Annotated in this window: 15 protein-coding genes; 6 read left to right on the forward strand and 9 right to left on the reverse strand. The window is 71.2% G+C overall.

Annotation, left to right across the window (positions count from 1 at the left end):
* Positions 1-16: 16 nt before the first annotated feature.
* Entirely contained in the window at positions 17-3,199 is a 3,183-nt protein-coding gene (locus tag VNT59_RS03680) for an FAD-binding and (Fe-S)-binding domain-containing protein (protein WP_325496732.1), read from the forward strand.
* Between the two features lie 123 nt (positions 3,200-3,322).
* Here VNT59_RS03680 and VNT59_RS03685 read toward each other — a convergent pair whose 3' ends face one another.
* The 3 genes from VNT59_RS03685 to VNT59_RS03695 all read right to left on the reverse strand — a co-directional run bounded on the left by VNT59_RS03685 (position 3,323) and on the right by VNT59_RS03695 (position 5,441).
* Positions 3,323-4,141 carry a sensor histidine kinase gene (locus VNT59_RS03685; RefSeq protein WP_325496734.1) on the reverse strand — a complete coding sequence of 273 codons (819 nt, stop codon included), beginning with the start codon at positions 4,139-4,141 and terminating at the stop codon, positions 3,323-3,325.
* A 27-nt stretch (positions 4,142-4,168) separates the two neighbouring features.
* Positions 4,169-4,876, reverse strand: a complete 708-nt coding sequence (locus tag VNT59_RS03690; RefSeq protein ID WP_325496737.1) for a response regulator transcription factor — start codon at positions 4,874-4,876, stop codon at positions 4,169-4,171.
* 394 nt (positions 4,877-5,270) lie between these two features.
* Entirely contained in the window at positions 5,271-5,441 is a 171-nt protein-coding gene (locus VNT59_RS03695) for a hypothetical protein (RefSeq protein WP_325496739.1), read from the reverse strand.
* 487 nt (positions 5,442-5,928) lie between these two features.
* Here VNT59_RS03695 and VNT59_RS03700 point away from each other — a divergent pair, with 487 nt between their 5' ends.
* Positions 5,929-6,537 (forward strand): pyridoxamine 5'-phosphate oxidase family protein, encoded by a 609-nt coding sequence (locus VNT59_RS03700; RefSeq protein WP_325496740.1) that lies wholly within the window; start codon positions 5,929-5,931, stop codon positions 6,535-6,537.
* On the opposite strand, the gene VNT59_RS03705 is transcribed toward VNT59_RS03700, so the two are convergent.
* From VNT59_RS03705 to VNT59_RS03715, 3 genes are read right to left on the reverse strand one after another with little or no spacing between them, the layout of a single operon-like run.
* Positions 6,534-7,838, reverse strand: a complete 1,305-nt coding sequence (locus VNT59_RS03705; protein ID WP_325496742.1) for an FAD-binding oxidoreductase — start codon at positions 7,836-7,838, stop codon at positions 6,534-6,536. The genes VNT59_RS03700 and VNT59_RS03705 overlap by 4 nt on opposite strands.
* 20 nt (positions 7,839-7,858) lie before the next feature.
* A complete protein-coding gene (locus tag VNT59_RS03710) occupies positions 7,859-9,277 on the reverse strand; it encodes a homospermidine synthase (protein ID WP_325496744.1) in 1,419 nt (472 codons plus the stop codon).
* Between the two features lie 16 nt (positions 9,278-9,293).
* The gene (locus VNT59_RS03715; RefSeq protein WP_325496746.1) at positions 9,294-9,698 is read right to left on the reverse strand and encodes a carboxypeptidase regulatory-like domain-containing protein; all 405 of its coding nucleotides are present in this window, start codon (positions 9,696-9,698) and stop codon (positions 9,294-9,296) included.
* A 200-nt stretch (positions 9,699-9,898) separates the two neighbouring features.
* Between VNT59_RS03715 and VNT59_RS03720 the strand changes: the two genes are divergently transcribed.
* On the forward strand, positions 9,899-11,257 hold the full coding sequence (locus VNT59_RS03720; RefSeq protein ID WP_325496747.1) for an MBL fold metallo-hydrolase: 1,359 nt from the start codon (positions 9,899-9,901) through the stop codon (positions 11,255-11,257).
* A 3-nt stretch (positions 11,258-11,260) separates the two neighbouring features.
* On the opposite strand, the gene VNT59_RS03725 is transcribed toward VNT59_RS03720, so the two are convergent.
* Both VNT59_RS03725 and hemN read right to left on the reverse strand, forming a co-directional pair.
* Positions 11,261-11,938, reverse strand: coding sequence for a sulfite exporter TauE/SafE family protein (locus VNT59_RS03725; RefSeq protein WP_325496749.1), 678 nt, complete (start codon positions 11,936-11,938; stop codon positions 11,261-11,263).
* Positions 11,939-11,942: 4 nt separating this feature from the next.
* The gene (gene hemN, locus VNT59_RS03730; protein WP_325496751.1) at positions 11,943-13,325 is read right to left on the reverse strand and encodes an oxygen-independent coproporphyrinogen III oxidase; all 1,383 of its coding nucleotides are present in this window, start codon (positions 13,323-13,325) and stop codon (positions 11,943-11,945) included.
* A 205-nt stretch (positions 13,326-13,530) separates the two neighbouring features.
* Between hemN and fnr the strand changes: the two genes are divergently transcribed.
* Positions 13,531-14,235 carry a fumarate/nitrate reduction transcriptional regulator Fnr gene (gene fnr / locus VNT59_RS03735; RefSeq protein ID WP_325496926.1) on the forward strand — a complete coding sequence of 235 codons (705 nt, stop codon included), beginning with the start codon at positions 13,531-13,533 and terminating at the stop codon, positions 14,233-14,235.
* A 50-nt stretch (positions 14,236-14,285) separates the two neighbouring features.
* On the opposite strand, the gene VNT59_RS03740 is transcribed toward fnr, so the two are convergent.
* Positions 14,286-16,937: a bifunctional acetate--CoA ligase family protein/GNAT family N-acetyltransferase gene (locus VNT59_RS03740; RefSeq protein WP_325496753.1), complete on the reverse strand. Its 2,652-nt coding sequence runs from the start codon at positions 16,935-16,937 to the stop codon at positions 14,286-14,288.
* Between the two features lie 149 nt (positions 16,938-17,086).
* Between VNT59_RS03740 and VNT59_RS03745 the strand changes: the two genes are divergently transcribed.
* Positions 17,087-17,503 carry a TraR/DksA family transcriptional regulator gene (locus tag VNT59_RS03745; RefSeq protein ID WP_325496755.1) on the forward strand — a complete coding sequence of 139 codons (417 nt, stop codon included), beginning with the start codon at positions 17,087-17,089 and terminating at the stop codon, positions 17,501-17,503.
* Positions 17,500-17,997: a phasin family protein gene (locus VNT59_RS03750; RefSeq protein ID WP_325496757.1), complete on the forward strand. Its 498-nt coding sequence runs from the start codon at positions 17,500-17,502 to the stop codon at positions 17,995-17,997. The genes VNT59_RS03745 and VNT59_RS03750 overlap by 4 nt, the downstream gene beginning before the upstream one ends.
* Positions 17,998-18,009: the final 12 nt, after the last annotated feature.

Consider the following 18,009-nt stretch of genomic DNA (forward strand, 5'->3'; position numbering starts at 1 on the left):
CCTCGGGAGCGCGGCGATGAACGCGCCGCTGCCGACCGGCGTGGCGCGGGGAGGCGCCAGGGCGTACGAGACCGTTTCGCAGCAGCACAACGAGGTGGCTGGCACGCTGGCGCAGCGGCTCGCGGCCGAGACCCAGGGCGACGTGCTGTTCTCCGCCGCCGATCGCGGCCGCTATGCCACAGACGCGTCGATCTACCAGGTGGTGCCGGTCGGCGTGTTCGTGCCGCGCACGAGCGAAGACGTGAAGGTCGCGCTGGACATCTGCCGCGACCTGCACGTGCCGATCGTGCCGCGTGGCGGCGGCACGAGCCAGTGCGGCCAGACGGTGGGCGCCGGCCTCGTGATCGACCATTCGCGGCACGTGCGCCGCATCCTGAACGTCGACGCGGACGCCCGCACGGCGGAGGTCGAGCCGGGCATCGTGCTGGACCACCTCAACCAGGCACTGAAGAAGACGGGGCTCTGGTATCCGGTCGACGTGTCGACCAGCGCCCAGGCCACGCTGGGCGGCATGGCCGGCAACAACTCGTGCGGCAGCCGCAGCATCGCGTACGGCAACATGGTGCACAACGTGCTGGGCGCGCAGGCCTGGACCTCCGACGGGCAGCTGCATCGCTTCGGCCGCTTCGACCGGAGCGTGGGCGCGGCCCGCGCCCTGGGCGAACAGGTGCGGCAGCTGGCGCAGCAGCTCGCCCCCGAGATCGAGCGGCGCTGGCCCAAGGTGCTGCGGCGGGTGGGCGGCTACAACCTCGACATCTTCCACAACCAGAGCCAGCGGCCGTACACCGACGACGGCTCGGTGAACCTGGCCCACCTGCTGGTCGGCAGCGAAGGCACCCTGGCCGTCACCAGGTCGCTGACGCTGCGCCTGGCCGAGCTGCCGCGCACCAAGGTGCTGGGCGTGGTGAACTTTCCCACCTTCTACAAGGCGATGGACTCGGCCCAGCACATCGTCAAACTCGCCGGGGATGCCGGCGCGACGCTCACGGCGGTGGAACTGGTCGATCGCACGATGATCGAGCTGTCGCTGCAGAACCCGGCGTTCGCCCCGGTGATCCGCACCGCCGTCATCGGCCAGCCGGACGCCGTGCTGCTGGTCGAATTCGCCGGCGCCGACAAGGCGGCGCTGGTGCGCAAGCTGGACCAGCTGGTGGAGCTGATGGGCGACCTGGGCCTGCCCAACGCCGTGGTGCGGATGGAGGACGAGGCGCCCCAGAAGAACCTGTGGGAGGTGCGCAAGGCCGGCCTCAACATCATGATGAGCCTCAAGGGCGACGGCAAGCCGGTCAGCTTCATCGAGGACTGCGCGGTGCCGCTGGAACACCTGGCCGAATACACCGACGCGCTGACCCAGGTGTTTCGCAAGTACGGCTCGCGCGGCACCTGGTACGCGCACGCCTCGGTCGGCACGCTGCACGTGCGGCCGATCCTGGACATGCGCCACGACGGGGCCGGCAAGATGCGGGCGATCGCCGAGGAGGCCTCGGCGCTGGTCGCGCGCTACAAGGGCGCCTACAGCGGCGAGCACGGCGACGGGCTCTGCCGCGGCGAGTGGATCGGCTGGCAGTTCGGACCCAGGATCAACGACGCCTTCGCGCAGATCAAGGCGCTGTTCGATCCGGCGCGGCTGCTGTGCCCGCAGCGCATCGTCAATCCGCCGCGCATGGACGACACGCGCCTGATGCGCTTTCCGCCGTCCTACCGCGTGATCCCGCTGGAGACCGCGCTCGACTGGAGCGGCTGGAACGTGCAGAACGATCCGGCCACCGAGCGCGTCACGCCGGCCGGCACCGGCGGCGATCCGGCCCACGGCTTCGCCAAGGCGGTGGAGATGTGCAACAACAACGGCCACTGCCGCAAGTTCGACGCCGGCACCATGTGCCCCAGCTACCGGGTGACGCGCGAGGAAAAGCACTCCACCCGCGGCCGCGCCAACACGCTGCGGCTGGCGCTGTCGGGGCAGCTGGGGGTCAGGCCGCTGCCGGCCGGCGGCCACGGCATCGAGCACGGCCAGGCCTGGTCGGCGTCGACCAGCTTCGGCAACAGCGTCGCCAGCACGCTCGACACGGTGACGCCGCACACCGGCACCTGGGACGACGGCGCGCTGGAGGCGGTGAAGGACGCGCTGGAGCTGTGCGTGAGCTGCAAGGGCTGCAAGCGCGACTGCCCGACCGGCGTCGACATGGCCAGGATGAAAGTGGAGTTCCTCGGGCACTACAAGGCGCGCTTCGGCTTCACGCTCAAGGACAAGCTGATCGGCGGACTGCCCGATTACGCGGCGACGGCGAGCCGCTTCGCCGGCCTGCTGAACCTGCGCAACCGCAGCGGCTGGCTGGCGGCGGCCGGCGAGAAGATGCTGGGGCTGTCGGCCAAGCGGTCGCTGCCCGAATGGCGCTCGACGCACTTCTTCACCGCGCCCTCCGACACGGCCGGCCGTGACGAGGTGCTGGCCGCCGCGCGGCCGGTGGTGCTGTTCGTCGACACCTTCAACGGCTACTTCGAGGCGCCCAACGCCCATGCCGCGGTGAAGGTGCTGCGCGCGGCCGGCTACACGGTGCACGTGGCGACCAAGCTGCGCGCGGACGGCAAGCACCTGTGCTGCGGCCGCACCTATCTGTCCAGCGGGATGGTCGAGCGCGCCAGGGCCAAGGCGCGCGAAGTGCTGGACGCCCTGCTGCCCTTTGCCGAGCGCGGCATCCCGATCGTCGGCCTGGAGCCGTCCTGCCTGCTGACGGTGCGCGACGAGATGCTGTCCATGGGCCTGGGCGACGGCGCCCAGCGGCTGGCCAAGGCCTCGATGCTGTTCGAGGAATTCCTGGCGCGCGAGTCGCGCGAGGGCCGCCTGGACGAACTCAAGGCCAAGCTGCGGCCGGTCACCCGGCAGGTGCTGCTGCACGGCCATTGCCACCAGAAGGCGTTCGCCGCCACCGCGCCGATCGTGGAAGTGCTCAAGCTCATTCCCGGCGCCAAGCCGGAGCTGATCGAGACCAGCTGCTGCGGCATGGCCGGCAGCTTCGGCTACGAAGCCAGCCACCACGAGGTCTCGATGAAGATGGCGGAGCTGAGCCTGCTGCCGGCGATCCGCCGGGCCCCCGATGCGATCGTCGTCGCCGACGGCACCAGCTGCCGGCACCAGATCGAGGACGGCGCGCAGCGCGAAGCCGTGCACGCGGCGCTGCTGCTGGCGCGCCAGTTGTAGCGGCCCGCCAGGCTCCAGGTTGCGCTTGGTCGCCAGGGTCTCTGCCTGCGCTGCGGACGTGACCGGCGCGCTGCCGGCGCCACTGCCCTGCCCTGGCCGTCGACCGCACGCGGCCGGCCGGCGTCACGAAGCGTGGTGCTGCGTCGCGCGCTGCGTCACCGCGGACAGCAGGCCCTCGCGCTGCCACGGGACGGACAGCCAGACGCAGGTTCCGCCTTCGGGCACCTGCTCGATCCTGAGCGTGCCCCCGAGCAGCCCGGCGCGGCGCGCCATCCCTTCCAGCCCGCGGCCGCTCGGGGCCGACTGGCCGATGCCGCGGCCGTTGTCGACGATCCGCAGCACCAGCGCGCCCGGCGGCCAGGCACAGCTCAACTCCACGATCAACCGGGTCGCGTGCGCATGCTGCATCACGTTGCTGAGCGCCTCCTGCACGATCTTGGTGAAGTGGTACGCGGCCGCGCCGCGCAGCACATCGCTCGGGATGTCGTCGCGCACCCGCCAGACCAGCTCCAGCCCCTGGCGCTCGACCACCTTCTGCAGGCGCCCGCGCAGGCTGCCCATCGTGTGCACGATCGGCACGCTCTCGGAGTGCATGAAGTGGATCACCGAATGCAGCTCCATGAGCGCCAGGTCGACCGCGAGCCAGGCCTCGGCATCGGTCTTGCGCGTGTTGCCGGCCAGGGCCAGCGCCGTGGTCAGATGGAAGCCCAGGCCGTCATGCAGGTCGCCGGCGATCCGGTCGCGCTCGGCCCGAACCACGCGTTCCTCCCCGAGCAGCTGCATCCCGTAGCCGGCGACCAGCAGCAGCACCAGCCCGCAGTTGGCCAGGAGCACGAACTGCGGCGGCACCCGCAGGCCCTCGTCGATCCGCGCCAGCACCTCCATCAGCACCCGGCACAGGACAAGGCTGATGCTCGCGGCGAAAAGCTCCTTCGTGGCCATGCGATGCCTCGGACGGGGGGCGGCGGCCTACAGCAACCCCCATCGACTGGCCCAACTGACGGCCTGTGCCCGATTCTTGACGTGAAGCTTCTGGTAGATGTTCTTCACGTGCGAGTTGACGGTCATGTGGCTGATGCCCAGACGCTCCCCGATCTCGGCGCTCGTCATGCCGACGGCGATCATGCGCAGCACTTCGCCCTCGCGCCCGGTCAGCGCGCATCGCGCCTGCATGGGGAAGCGCCGCGTCACCGCGTTGCCGCGGTCGAGGCGCTGCAGCAGCCGTCGCGCCAGGCTCGGCGTGATCGACGCGCCGCCGTTGGCCACCTGCAGCACCGACTGCACGTATCCGCCGAACCAGGAGCTCTTGACGATGAATCCGGACGCGCCCAGCTCGAAGGCCCGCATCACGTCCTCGTCGGCCTCGAGCACCGACACCACCACCGCTTCGACGCCGCCGCCCCGAAGCTCCTTCGCGTAGGCGATCAGGTCGTAGCCGCGGCCGTCGCCGAGGTTGAGGTCCACCAGGATCACGTCGAACTCGCGCTCGCGCACCACCCGCTTGCCCTCGCGCAGCGAGTCCGCCTCCCCCACCAGCAGGGTCCGCGGATCCCCCATCAGCTCCTGCGCGATCACCCGCCGAATGTGGGCGTCGTCATCGACGACGACGACGCGCACCGGCCGGTCGACCTGCCCCGCCATGAAGCTGGGCCACACGGCCGCCGAATTTTCATGCATGGGAGCCGTCGACGGTGTCCGCCGCCACGCCTGCGGCCAGGGATGCGGCTCCAGCGGCGGCGCGTCCCGCTCGAGCCAAGGGCCGTCGCGCGACGTGAGCGGCGTCTCCGGTCGAGAACTCCAATGTCGTTGCGGCGCGCATGTTGGCTCCCAGTGTCCCGAAGAAGCATAGGTATCGGCTGCAACGACGGACAAGGGGCAACCCTCGCGACTGGCGCGTGACAAATATCCCGCGTCTTCCCGGGAGCAAGGCGCGATCTCGCCCAGGGCGGCCGGCGTGCTCTCAGTGACGCTGCGCGGCGGGCCGGCCTCGCGAGTGTCCGGGCGCGGGTGCTGGCTCATACGGCGGCGAGGCGGGTTCCGGATCGTTCGGCGTGACTGCCCCGCCCGCCGGTCAGAAGAAGCGCCGGGCGATGCTGCGAAGTACCGCCACCTGGTCCGGCGCCATGTCCCCGTGGTGCGTGGCGGCCTGGCGCAGCGCCGCGCGCGCGCCCCGGCCATCCAGCGCGGTGGCGTGCGAATAGGCGACCAGGTGCGCGAACGCGGCGCCCAGGGTCCGTGCCATCGCGATGATTTCGGGCCGCCCGTCCGCCGCTCTTTCAGCCTGCTCCGTGAGCGCGGCGACCGCCTCGATCGCGACCGCGAGCTGCGCTGCGGAGACGCACGGGTGCGGCGCCGGCTCTGCCGCCGGCCGGCCGGTGCGGTGCGCGCAGGCCGATGGCGCACGCGCCGTCGCCCCGTCCCTGGCGCATTGGTGTCGTGGTGCAGTGGGCATGGTGTTGTTCGCGTCGACGCGCTGGCAGCCCCCACGGGGCCGTCTTCGCAGCTCCGGGGCCAGTGTCTGGCCGCAGCGCCGGGCAGGCAATCACGAGAACTGGGTACGTCGAATTGTTGAAGCCACCGGCGTGCGCCGCGACCGGCCGCAACGACCGCAGGGAGAACACCCCGCGGCCGGGCGGCTCGCTGCGGCATTCCTGGGCAGTAACCGAGGACAAGCCACGCAACCAGGTGTGCGCCGCGGGCCTATGATCGCGCAGCCACGGAGGCCAGCCATGTCCCAGCACGCGATCCGGACCCTCGAGCAGCTGCAGGCGCTGTACGGCGCCGTCGGCGAGGCCTCGAGCCGCAAGGAAGTCGACCACGTCCACCCGCTCTACCGCGCGATGATCGAGGCCTCCCCCTTCGCCGTGCTGGCGACGGCGGGCCCCGGCGGGCTGGACGCCTCGCCCCGCGGCGACCCGCCGGGCTTCGTGATCGTGCAGGACGAGCGGACGCTGCTGCTGCCCGAGCGGCGCGGCAACAACCGCATCGACAGCCTGCGCAACCTCCTGGCCGATCCGCGCGTCGCGCTGCTGTTCCTGATCCCCGGCACGGGCGAGACGCTGCGCGTCAACGGCAGGGCGTCGATCACGGTCGATCCGGGCCTGCTGGAGCGTTGCGCCGTGGACGGCAAGCGGCCGCAGTGCGTGCTGGTGATCCAGGTCGAGACCGTGTTCTTCCAGTGCGCACGGGCGATCCAGCGCGCCAAGCTGTGGCAGTCCGCGCCGCTGCCGGCGGTGCCTTCGGCCGGCGCCGTGCTCGAGGCGCTGACCGAAGGCGCCATCGACGGGCGCCGGTACGACCAGGAACTGCCGGCGCGCCAGCGCGCGACGCTGTACTAGAGCGCGTCGCGCAGCCGGTAGTACATCATCCCCAGCACCAGGGCCGGCGTTCGCATCAACGCGCCGCCGGGGAAGGCGTGGTGCCGCAGCCGCGCGAACAGGTCGAAGCGCTCGGCCTGGCCGGCGACGGCCAGCGCTACCAGCTTGCCGGCCATGCCCGCCAGCGCCAGCCCGTGCCCCGAGAAGCCCTGCAGGTAGTAGACGTTGTGGCCGAGCCGGCCGAAGTTGGGCGCCTTGTTCATCGTGATGTCGACGAAGCCGCCCCAGGAATACGGAATCGCCAGATCGGCCAGCTGCGGGAACACCTTGAGCATGCTGGCGCGGATGCGGCCCACCACGTCGCGCGGCGCATTGGCGCTGTAGCTGTCGCCGCCGCCGAACAGCAGGCGGTGGTCGGCGCTGAGGCGGAAGTAATCGAGCACGAAGTTGGTGTCCGAGGCCGCGGGCCGCCCGCGCATCAGGGCGTCGGCGCGGGCCGGCTCCATCGGCTCGGTGGCGATCATGTAGGTGCCCACCGGCATGATGCGCGCCGCCACCTCGGGCGCGATGTCGTCGCCGTACTCGCCGAGGTAGACGTTGCCGGCCAGCAGCACGTACTGGCATTCGCACTCGCCTTGCGCCGTCTTCACCCGCGGCTGGCGGCCCCGCTCCACGACGAACACCGGCGAGTTCTCGTGCAGCCGCGCGCCGGCCCGCGCCGCCGCTTCCGCCAGTCCCAGGCAGTATTTCAACGGGTGCAGGTGGCCGGAGGCCTCGTCGAGCACGGCGGCGTGGAAGCGCCGGCTCTCGATCCACTGGCCGATCTCGCCGGGGCCCAGCCAGCGCAGCGGATAGCCGTACGCCGCCTGGACATGGTCCATCCAGCGCCGCAGCGCGTCGGACTTGCGCGGCTTCACCGACAGGCTGAGATAGCCGCGCCGCAACTCGCAGTCGATGGCGTAGCGGCGGATGCGCTCGTCGAGCAGCTTCAGGCCCTCGACCGAGACGTCCCAGGCGCGGCGCGCGTCCTCGCGCGAGAACTGCTTCTCGATGGCGCATTCGCCGTCGCCGCCGAAGCCGACGATCACCTGCCCGCCGTTGCGCCCCGACGCGCCCCAGCCGATCCGCTGGGCCTCCAGCACCACGACGCGGTAGCCGCGCTCGGCCAGCTCCAGCGCCGCCGACAGCCCCGCATAGCCGCCGCCGACCACGCACACGTCGGCCGTGATCCGCTGCGCCAGCGGCGGCGCCGGTTCGGGCCGGCTGACGCTGGCCTCGTAAAAGGAGTTCTCGACGACCCCGAGTTCTTTCTTGAGCAGCATGAAGCGCCCGCGCGGCCGGCTCAGCCCACGCGGAAGTTGAGGAACTGCCAGGGATCGTCGGGGTCGATCGGCTCCGGAAAGAGGCGGCTGCGACCCTGCAGCGGGGTCCAGTCGCCCCATTCGCCGACGACCTCGCCCAGGTACGGCAGCGCCACCTCGAGCACCGTTTCGTGGTCGAGGTCGTCGGGCTCCACCAGCCCCGAATCGGGATTGCGCAGCGCCCACACCATGCCGCCCAGGATGCCGGCCACCACCTGCAGGCTGGTTGCGTTGTTGTACGGCACGAGCTCGCGCGCCTGCTCGATCGACAGCCGCGAGCCGTACCAGTACACGCCTTTCGGATTGCCCATCAGCAATACGCCGAGTTCGTCGACGCCGCTGCCGATCTCGTCGCGCATGATCCGCTGCCGGTGCTGCAGCTGCCAGTTCTTGCCGGCCACTTCGTGCAGCGACAGCACGGCGTCGTCGCACGGATGGTAGGCGTAGTGCACCGTCGGCCGGTACACCACCTGGCCGTTCTCGCGCAGCGTCAGGTGGTCGGCGATCGAGATCGACTCCGCGTGGGTGACCAGGAAGCCGTGGTACGGCCCTTCCAGCGGCGTCCAGCTGCGCACCCGCGTGGCGATGCCGGGCCGGTCCAGATAGACCGCCGCGTCGCTGCCGAAGCCGTGCCGCGCCGCGTCCGGCGGCCAGTGCCGCTCGTGGCTGCCCCAGCCCAGTTCCGCCGGCTGCAGGCCCTCGTCGACGAAGCCGGTGACCGACCAGGTGTTGACGAATTCGTCGCGCTCCTTGCGCCGCTCCGTGCTCTGGGTGTCGCGCTCGGCGACGTGGATCACCTTCACCTGCAGCCGGCGCGCCAGTTCCGCCCATTCCTCGTAGCAGGTGGGCGGCGCCACCTCGACATGCGTCTGCCGCGCCATCTCCAGCAGCGCCCGCTTGGTGAACGCGGACACCAGCCCGGGATTGGCGCCCTGCGTCAGCACCGCCGTCGGTCCCGACCGCTTGTCGAGGCGGAAGGCCAGCGCCTCCTCGCGCAACGCGTAGTTGGAGCGCTGCGAGGCGGTGAGCTGCGGATTGTCGTAGCGGCCGGCCCACGGCTCGTTGCAGGTGTCGAGATAGAACGCCCCGCGCTTGCGGCAGAAGCGGATCAGCGCCAGGCTCGACACATCCACCGAGAGGTTCAGCAGGAAGTCGCCGGCGCCCAGCAGCGGCTCGAGCACCGCCTCGTAGTTGCCTTCGTTGAGGGCGACGGCGATCACTTCGACCCCTTGTTCGGCGGCGATGCCGCTGCCGTCGGGCGTGGCCTTGACGATGCGGATGCGGTCCGGCCCGACCCCCAGCTCGCGTGGCAGCAGCGGCAACATGCCCTGGCCGATGCTGCCGAACCCGAGCATCACCAGCCGTCCGGAAAAGTTGGTCCGCTGCCGCCCCTGCTTCATCCGCCGCACTCCCCGGTCACGGATTGCCGGCCGGCCACACGAAGGTGGCGCGAGCGGTCTTGCCCTTGGCGGTGGTCAGGGTCTGTTGCCGGGTCTGGCCGTTGGCGGTGGCCTTCACCCGCCAGCTGCCGGCGCCCGGCAGGTCCAGCAGCATGATCGGCCCTTCGCACTTTGCCTCGAGCACGATCGCGCCCCGGCGGTCGGTGATCTGCACGTCCACGTCGGCCAGGTAGGCGCCGGTGCGTTCCGCGAACGTCAGCATGGCGTCGTGGTCGCGCGCCTGCGCCTTCATCGACTCCGATTCCGGCTGGCTGATGCCACCGCAGACAAAGCTCGCCGCGGCGCCCGCCGGGGCGGCGGCCTGGGCCAGCGCCACGGCGGCGGCCTGGGCGAGCAACAGCGAGACGGCCATCTTCTTCATCGGAGACTCCTTGTGCGCGGAACGGATGCCGCCCATCAGTGTCCGCGCTCCACCGGGGGCGGGCGTCAGCAGTTCGTGCGACCTGCTGTAGGACGCAGCGAATCGCCTCTCCAGTTGTAGTCGCTCGGGCGAATTTCTGCCGGCCTGCTACTCTTGACTGGTGTCCCCGCGGCCGCGAGCCGCGCTCCAGGAGGCCGGCGATGGATCTGCAATTTCTCGGCGCAACCGACACGGTCACGGGCTCCAAGTACCTGTTGCGCACGGCGCGCAGCAAGGTGCTGGTGGATTGCGGGCTGTTCCAGGGCTACAAGAACCTGCGGCTGCGCAACTGGGGCGCGCTGCCGGTGCCGGCGGTCGACATCGACGCGATCGTCCTGACCCATGCGCACATCGACCACAGCGGCTATGTCCCGCTGCTCGTCCGCCAGGGCTTCCAGGGACCGGTGTTCTGCACCCCCGCGACCTTCGATCTCTGTCGCATCCTCCTGACCGATTCCGGTCACCTGCTCGAGGAGGAAGCCGATTACCTCAACGAGCATGGGCTGAGCCGCCACAAGCCGGCGCTGCCGCTGTACACGCGGGAGGACGCGGTGCGCTCGCTCAAGCTGTTCAAGCCGGTGGAGTTCGACACCGCCTGGCACGCCAGCGGCGACCTGCAGGTGCGGTTCTCGCGCTCTGGCCACCTGCCCGGATCGGCCTTCACCCAGGTCGACGACGGACGGGTCTCGGTGCTGTTCTCGGGCGACCTCGGCCGGCCCGCCGATCCGGTCCTGCAGCCGCCGGTGCGGATGCGCAAGGCGGACTACCTGGTGGTGGAGTCCACCTACGGCGACCGGCTGCACGAACGCGAGGACGTGCTGGCGGAACTCGCGGGCGTCCTCAACCGCACGGCGGGGCGCGGCGGCGTGGTGCTGATCCCCGCCTTTGCCGTCGGCCGCACCCAGGCGCTGATGCACCTGATGCACCTGCTGCGCGAGCGGGGCGCGATCCCGCCGATCCCGATCTACCTCAACAGTCCGATGGCCGCCAGCGCCACCCAGATCTACCGCCGCCACCTGAAGGAACTGCGGCTCGGCGCCGAGGACTGCGAGGCGATGGCGCGCGACGTGCAGGTGGTCACGACGCCCGAGGAGTCGCGCGAGCTGAACCGCCGGCACGGTCCGATGATCATCATCGCGGCCAGCGGCATGGCGACCGGCGGGCGCGTGGTGCACCACGTCAAGGCATTCGCGCCGGACAAGCGCAACACCATCCTGCTGACCGGTTTCCAGTCAGGCGGAACCCGCGGCGCCTCCATCGCCAGCGGCGCGCCGACGGTGCGCATCCACGGCGAAGACGTGCCGGTGCGGGCCGAGGTGCACATGGTCCACTCGCTGTCGGCGCACGCCGACGCCGGCGAGATCATGGACTGGCTGCGCGGCTTCGAGCAGCCGCCGCGCCGGACCTTCATCACGCACGGGGAGCCGCCCGCGGCCGACGCGCTGCGCCTGCGCATCGAGCGCGAACTGCACTGGGCCTGCCACCTGCCCTACTACCTGGAAAACGTGACGCTGAACTGAGCCTCAGGCGGCGCACCACAACGCGATGCGGTGCGACAGGTCCATCCACAGCGCCCAGAGGGCCACCAGCACCAGCAGCGCGCCGGCGGCGCGGGTGCCCCAGTCCTGACGGAAGCGGTTGCCCCAGTGCGCCAGCTTCGCCAGCAGCGCCGGCGCCAGCGCCAGCGAGACGCCGCTGCCGAGCGCGAACAGCGCCATGGCCGCGGCGCCTTCGAGCGGGCCGCCGCTGAGCGAGGCCACCAGCAGCGCCGAATACAGCAGGCCGCAGGGCATCAAGGCCCACAGGGCGCCGGTGGCGAACACGCCGCCGCGCGCCGTGGCCACCGGCCGCACGCGCGACCAGATGCTGCGCCCGGCGCTGCTCACCCACATCGGCTGGCGCGCCTGGGCCACCAGCATCAGCCCCCAGGCCAGCACCGCCAGGTGAAACAGCGTCCAGACGGGACGCAGCGCCGCCAGGTTGGCAGTGAGCCAGCCCAGGCTCTGCACCGTGAACGCGGCGGCGGCCCCGGCCGTCGCATAGCCGGCCAGCCGCCCGGCGTGGAACGCCAGCAGCGAGCGCGAGGGGGTGCCGCGGCCGGCGCGGCTGAGGCCGGCGCACGCGGCGCCGCACATCGCGATGCAGTGGGGGCCGCCCGCCAGCCCCATCAAGAGCGCCGACAGCGCGAGCGCGAACGACATCGCCTCAGATGATCCGGGAGAACCGTGCGCGGTTGCGGTCCGCCTGCAGGTACTTGTCGAACACCATGGCCACCGCCCGCACGAAGTACCAGCCCATGGCGGTCACCTGGATGCCGGCATCGTCGACCACCACCAGGCCCTGCTCCTGCAGGGCCTTGAGCTGCTCCAGCTCGGGCGCGAAGTACTCGCGGAAATCGAGCAGCCACGCCAGCTCGATCGATTCGAACAGCACCTGGCCCTGGCACATGATGGCCATGATCACGGCGCGCCGCGTCAGGTCGTCGCGGCTCAGCGCCAGGCCGCGCACGACCGGCAGCCGGCCGTGGTCGATCAGGTCGCAGTACTCCTCCATCGTCTTGGCGTTCTGGCTGTAGGTGGCGCCCACCTTGCCGATCGAGGACACGCCCAGGCCGATCAGGTCGCAGTCCGAATAGGTGCTGTAGCCCTGGAAGTTGCGGTGCAGCCGGCCCTGCCGCTTGGCCACCGCCAGCGAGTCGTTCGGCAGCGCGAAATGGTCCATGCCGATGTAGACGTAGCCGGCGTCCTGCAGCGTGTTGAGCGACTGCGACAGCATGCTCACCTTGTCGGCCGCCTGCGGCAGCTCGGAGCCGATGATGCGGCGCTGCGGCTTGAAGCGTTCCGGCAGGTGGGCATAGGCGTAGACCGCGATCCGGTCCGGCCGCAGTTCCTTGATCTGCTCCAGGGTGCGGTCGAACGACTCGGCGGTCTGGCGCGGCAAGCCGTAGATCAGGTCGACGTTGATCGATTCGAAGCCGATCTCGCGCGCCTGCGCCACCAGCTGGAACACCTGTTCGGCCGGCTGGATGCGGTGCACCGCCTTCTGCACGTCCGGATCGAAGTCCTGGACGCCGAACGACAGGCGGTTGAAGCCGAGCTGCCACAGCGACTGCAGCCGGGCCTGGTCGATGGTGCGCGGATCGACCTCGATCGAATACTCGCCGCCGGGCGCCATCGCGAAGTTGCGGCGCAGCATCGCCATCAGCTCGCCGAGCTCCTCGTCGGACAGGAACGTCGGGGTGCCGCCGCCCAGGTGCAGCTGGCTCACCGACTGGCCGGTGCCCAGCCGGTCGACGTGGAGATCGACCTCGCGTGCCAGGTACTTGAGATAGCTCGCGGCCCGGTCGTGGTGTTTGGTGATGATCTTGTTGCAGCCGCAGTAATAGCAGAGCGACTCGCAAAACGGGATGTGGACGTACAGCGACAGCGGCATCGCCAGGGCGGCCGGCCCCGCCTTGCGCTGGGCCAGGGCCTGCGCGTAGTCGGTATCCGTGAAGGCTTCCACGAAGCGGTCCGCCGTCGGATAGGAGGTGTAGCGGGGGCCGTTGACGTCGTAGCGGCGCAGCAGCTCAGGCGAGATCTGGGTCATCGTGGCGAAAAACTTGAGAGTATGGCTCTTACTTTGCAGGCCTGCATGCCCTACAAGCTTGATCTGGATCAACCCGGGGGCAGCAGGCTCCCGGACAATTTGACCTAGATCAGAAGTGACCTCGGCCATGAACGAAACCCCTCTGCACGCCCACGAGGCGACCCTGCTACCGTCGAGCGACACACCGCTGTTCGACGGCCACAGCATGAAGGTGGCCTGCTCCAACTGCAACCTGCGCGAGCTGTGCATGCCGGTCGGACTGAGCCCGCACGAGCTCGCCCGCATCGACGAAGTGGTGGCGGTGCGCCGCAAGGTCAAGCGCGGCACCACGCTGTTTCGCAACGGGGAAGCGTTCCAGTCGCTGTTCGCGATCCGCACCGGATTCTTCAAGACCTGCGTCACCGCCGAGGACGGCCGCGACCAGGTGACCGGCTTCCAGATGGCCGGCGAGATCATCGGGCTGGACGGCATCGTCAACGACCACCACACCTGCGACGCGGTGGCGCTCGAGGACGCCGAGGTCTGCGTGATGCCGTTCGACCGCATCGGCGAACTCTCGCGCGAGGTCAATGCCCTGCAGCACCATGTGCACCGCATCATGAGCCGCGAGATCGTGCGCGAGCACGGCGTGATGCTGCTGCTGGGCAGCATGCGCGCCGAGGAGCGGCTGGCCGCGTTCCTGCTGAACCTGGTGCAGCGGCTGCACGCGCGCGGCTTCTCGCGCTCGGAGCTGGTGCTGCGGATGACCCGCGAGGAGATCGGCAGCTACCTGGGCCTGAAGCTGGAGACCGTGAGCCGCACCTTCTCGAAGTTCGCCGAGGACAACATCGTCGAAGTGCGGCAGCGCCACGTCCGCATCCTCGACACCTCGGCGCTGCGCCGCATCGTCAACCAGCAGCCGATGAGCTGACCGGCCGGCCGCCGCGCCAGCCACTCGCGAGCGCGGGCGCCGGCCGCCGGCTACCGCAGTACCAGCCGCATCGCCATCACGCCGCCGGGCTGGGCCGTCACCTCGAAACCGAGCTGGCGCGCCAGCGCCGCCATGCCGGCGTTCTCGGACAGGCACTGCCCCACCACCTCCTGCGTGCCGCGGGCACGCAGGTACGCCAGCAGCTTGCCCAGCAGCGCCCGGCCCAGTCCCTGGCGCTGCCACGGGCCGGCGACCTGGATCGCGAACTCCGCCTGCCGGTTGTCGGGATCGCACACCGCCCGCACCTCGCCGGCCATCGCCGCGGCCGGGCCGGTGCCGGCCAGCGCCAGGAAGGTCATGTCGCGGTCGTAGTCGATCTGGCAGTAGCGCGCCAGCTCGGAGTGCGGCACCTCGCGCCGCGCCAGGAAGAACCGCAGCCGCATGTCGGCCGGCGACGCCTTGCCGTAGAAGGCCGCGAGCCGCTCGCCGTCCTCGGGCCGGATCGGCCGCAGCAGCAGTTCGTGGTCGCCCACCTGCAGGCGCTGCTCCAGCCCCGACGGATAGGGGCGCACGGCCAGCCGGCTGGCCTCGCCCGGCGCCGGACGGCGCACCCGCACCCGGGCATCGAGCGCGATCACGCCCTCGGCGTCGGCCAGCAGCGGGTTGATGTCGAGTTCCATCAGCGCCGGCAGGTCGCAGGCCAGCTGCGACACCCGCAGCATGGCGCCGACCAGCGCCTGCCGGTCGACCGGCGGATGGCCGCGGTAGCCGGCCAGCAAGGCGCCGACATGGGTCTGGTCGATCAGGTCCCGGGCCAGCCGTCCGTTCAGCGGCGGCAGCCCCACCGCGCGGTCCTTGCGCAGTTCGACCGCGGTGCCGCCCTCGCCGAACAGCACCACCGGGCCGAACACGCCGTCGCTCGCGATGCCGACGATCAGTTCCTGCGCGTGGCGCCGCTGCGCCATCGCCTGCACGGTGAAGCCCAGCACATGGGCGTGCGGCTGCGCGTGGGCCACCCGCTGGCGCATCCGCACGGCGGCCGCCCGCACGTCGTCGGCCGATCCCAGGCCGAGGGCCACGCCGCCGACGTCTGATTTGTGCACGATCTCGGGCGACACGATCTTGAGCGCCACCGGGTAGCCGATGCGGGCGGCGGCGAGCACCGCTTCGTCGACGTCACGCACCTTGGCCGCGGCCACCGCCGGGATGCCGTAGGCCTGCAGCAGCTGGGTCGCCTGCGCGTTGTCCAGCCATTCGCGGCCCTCGCGCAGCGCCGCCTGCAGGATGGCCTCGGCGGCCGCGACGTCGGGCCGGAAGTCCTCCAGCGTGTCCGCCGGCAACTGCAGCAGCGCCTCCTGGTTGCGGGCATAACTCGCCCGCTGCAGCCAGCCGGCGACGGCGCGCTCGGGCGTGTTGTAGGTGGCGATCCCGGCGCCGCTGAAGGCCCGGCGGGCCGACGCCACGGCGTCGCCGCCGAGCCAGCAGGCCAGCACCGGTTTCGTGGCCTGCTGCACGATCGGCAGGCAGGCGGCGGCAATCTCGCCGGCCGGCACGATGGCGGTGGGCGAATGCATGAACAGCACGCCGTCGACCTCGGGCGCGTCCAGGACGATCCGCAGCGCCTCGCCATAGCGCGCCACCGGCGCGTCGCCGACGATGTCCACCGGGTTGCCGCGCGGCCAGGTGGCCGGCAGGCACCGATCCAGGGCCTGCACCGTCGCCGGGCTCAGCTCGGCCATCCTGCCGCGGCCCATCGCCAGCGCATCGGCGGCGAGCACCCCCGCGCCGCCGCCGTTGGTGAGGATGGCCAGGCGCTCGCCGCGCCATGTCTTCACATGGGCCAGCGTCTCGGCCGCGTCGAACAGCGCCTCCAGCGTGTCGACCCGCAGCATGCCGGCGCGCCGCACCGCGGCGTCGAACACCGTGTCGGAGCCGGCCAGGGCGCCGGTGTGCGAAGCGGCGGCCCGCGCCCCTTCGGCCACGCGTCCGGCCTTGACCACGATCACCGGCTTGTTGCGCGCGGCGGCGCGCGCCGCCGACATGAACTTGCGTGCCGACTGCACCGCCTCCATGTACATCAGGATCGCGCGGGTCCCGGGATCGCTGGCCAGGTAGTCGAGCACGTCGCCGAAGTCGACGTCGGCGCAATCGCCCAGCGACACGAAATGCGAGAAGCCGATGCCGTGGCTGTTGGCCCAGTCCAGCATCGCGGTGGACAAGGCGCCCGACTGCGTGACGAAGGCCAGCGAGCCCGGCAGCGCGTTGCCGGGCGAGAAGCTGGCGTTGAGGCCGGCGCCGGGCACCAGCACGCCCAGGCAGTTGGGTCCGAGGATGCGCAGCAGCGCCGGCCGCGCCGCCGCCAGCATCGCCTGTTCCGCCGGCGTGCCGCGCAGGCCGGCGCTCAGCACGGCGGCCGCCCGCGTGCCCTTGCGCGCCAGCGCTTCCACCAGGCCGGGCACCGAGGCCGCGGGCGTGCAGATGACGGCAAGGTCCGGCGCCTGCGGCAGCGATTCGATGTCGGGATAGGCCTGCTGGCCGGCGATCAGCCCCTGGCGCCGGTCCACGATCCAGAGCGGCCCCGGGAAGCCGCCGGCGCGCAGGTTGCGAAAGACCACGTGGCCGACGTTGTCGGGCCGCTCCGAGACCCCGATCACGGCCACCGCGGCAGGCGCGAACAGTGCGTCGAGGTTGCGCACGCTCATGACAGCTCCCTTCAGCGCCGCGCACCGGGCTGCGGACCCGCCGCAGGCGCACTTCAGGTTAGGTGCGGGCCGCGGGACCACGGTTGTTCCAGATCAAGGACAGGAAGCCGCATGGCCCACAGAATGAGGCATCCCCTATCAAGGCTGTGATGGACACCTATACCCGTGGTCTGGCCCCGCGCTTCGCGCAACTGCTGGCGCAGCGCGAAGCCGAGCTGCGGTCGATCCTGCGGCCCACCGGCGAGGTCGCGGTGCAGGCCCCCGATGCCCAGTCCCGCGACGTCCAGGATTTCAAGGACATGGCCGTCGAGGAGAGCCAGTCGGTGGTGGACGAAGCCAAGGCCGACCACGCGATGGAGGAGCTCGAGCTGATCGTCGCCGCGCGCCGGCGGCTGGCCGACCAGTCCTACGGCGAGTGCCTCGACTGCGGCGAGCCGATCGACCTGCGGCGCCTGCTGGCGCTGCCAGCGACGCGCTTTTGCACCGCCTGCCAGGACATTCACGAGCATGGCCGCGCCGTTGGCGCCCGCCGCAACGGCACCCAGTTTCCCAAGAGCCGCCAGTGAACACGCCGGCCCGCGCCGGCCGCCGCACCCTGGCGGCCCGATCCCCTTCCCGCATCGGCGCCGCCGATCTCCCGGCCGACCTCGGCCGCGAGCAGGTGGCGCTGGCGCTCGAGGCGTCGAGCGCGCTGTGGCGCGGCTTCGAGACGATGCGCGCGGTCCAGCAGCGCGCCGTCCACGAAAGCTCGCAGCGCCACCAGGCCGCGGCACGCCAGCTGGGCCGGACCGCCAATGCCAGCGAGCTGATGATCATCCCGTTCACGCTGCTGCAGCAGGACCTGCAGGGCGCCAGCCGCTGCTGGCAGGACCTCGCCGCCGCCGCGCTCGAAACGCAAACCGAGATGATCGAGTGCGCCCTGGCCCATGCGGTGGAGGCGGACCAGGCGATCGAAGCCGTCGCCGCGGTGGCCCACCTCCAGGCGGTTCCAGGCGTGACTGCACCGCTCGCGCCGGACGCACCGGCCAAGCGCCGCCGCCGCGCCCGCGCCCGCCGCTGACTCGCGCCTCGC

This window comes from Ramlibacter sp. (assembly GCF_035554825.1).
Lineage (GTDB): Bacteria > Pseudomonadota > Gammaproteobacteria > Burkholderiales > Burkholderiaceae_C > Ramlibacter.

Excerpts from the sequence above, each read along its gene's own strand:
- VNT59_RS03690 (WP_325496737.1), bottom strand. The coding sequence starts at position 4,876 with ATGCATGAAAATTCGGCGGCCGTGTGGCCCAGCTTCATGGCGGGGCAG.
- VNT59_RS03745 (WP_325496755.1), top strand. The coding sequence starts at position 17,087 with ATGGACACCTATACCCGTGGTCTGGCCCCGCGCTTCGCGCAACTGCTG.
- VNT59_RS03725 (WP_325496749.1), bottom strand. The coding sequence starts at position 11,938 with ATGTCGTTCGCGCTCGCGCTGTCGGCGCTCTTGATGGGGCTGGCGGGC.
- VNT59_RS03705 (WP_325496742.1), bottom strand. The coding sequence starts at position 7,838 with ATGCTGCTCAAGAAAGAACTCGGGGTCGTCGAGAACTCCTTTTACGAG.
- VNT59_RS03685 (WP_325496734.1), bottom strand. The coding sequence starts at position 4,141 with ATGGCCACGAAGGAGCTTTTCGCCGCGAGCATCAGCCTTGTCCTGTGC.
- fnr (WP_325496926.1), top strand. The coding sequence starts at position 13,531 with ATGAAGGTGGCCTGCTCCAACTGCAACCTGCGCGAGCTGTGCATGCCG.
- hemN (WP_325496751.1), bottom strand. The coding sequence starts at position 13,325 with ATGACCCAGATCTCGCCTGAGCTGCTGCGCCGCTACGACGTCAACGGC.
- VNT59_RS03700 (WP_325496740.1), top strand. The coding sequence starts at position 5,929 with ATGTCCCAGCACGCGATCCGGACCCTCGAGCAGCTGCAGGCGCTGTAC.
- VNT59_RS03710 (WP_325496744.1), bottom strand. The coding sequence starts at position 9,277 with ATGAAGCAGGGGCGGCAGCGGACCAACTTTTCCGGACGGCTGGTGATG.
- VNT59_RS03740 (WP_325496753.1), bottom strand. The coding sequence starts at position 16,937 with ATGAGCGTGCGCAACCTCGACGCACTGTTCGCGCCTGCCGCGGTGGCC.
- VNT59_RS03715 (WP_325496746.1), bottom strand. The coding sequence starts at position 9,698 with ATGAAGAAGATGGCCGTCTCGCTGTTGCTCGCCCAGGCCGCCGCCGTG.
- VNT59_RS03720 (WP_325496747.1), top strand. The coding sequence starts at position 9,899 with ATGGATCTGCAATTTCTCGGCGCAACCGACACGGTCACGGGCTCCAAG.
- VNT59_RS03695 (WP_325496739.1), bottom strand. The coding sequence starts at position 5,441 with ATGGCACGGACCCTGGGCGCCGCGTTCGCGCACCTGGTCGCCTATTCG.
- VNT59_RS03680 (WP_325496732.1), top strand. The coding sequence starts at position 17 with ATGAACGCGCCGCTGCCGACCGGCGTGGCGCGGGGAGGCGCCAGGGCG.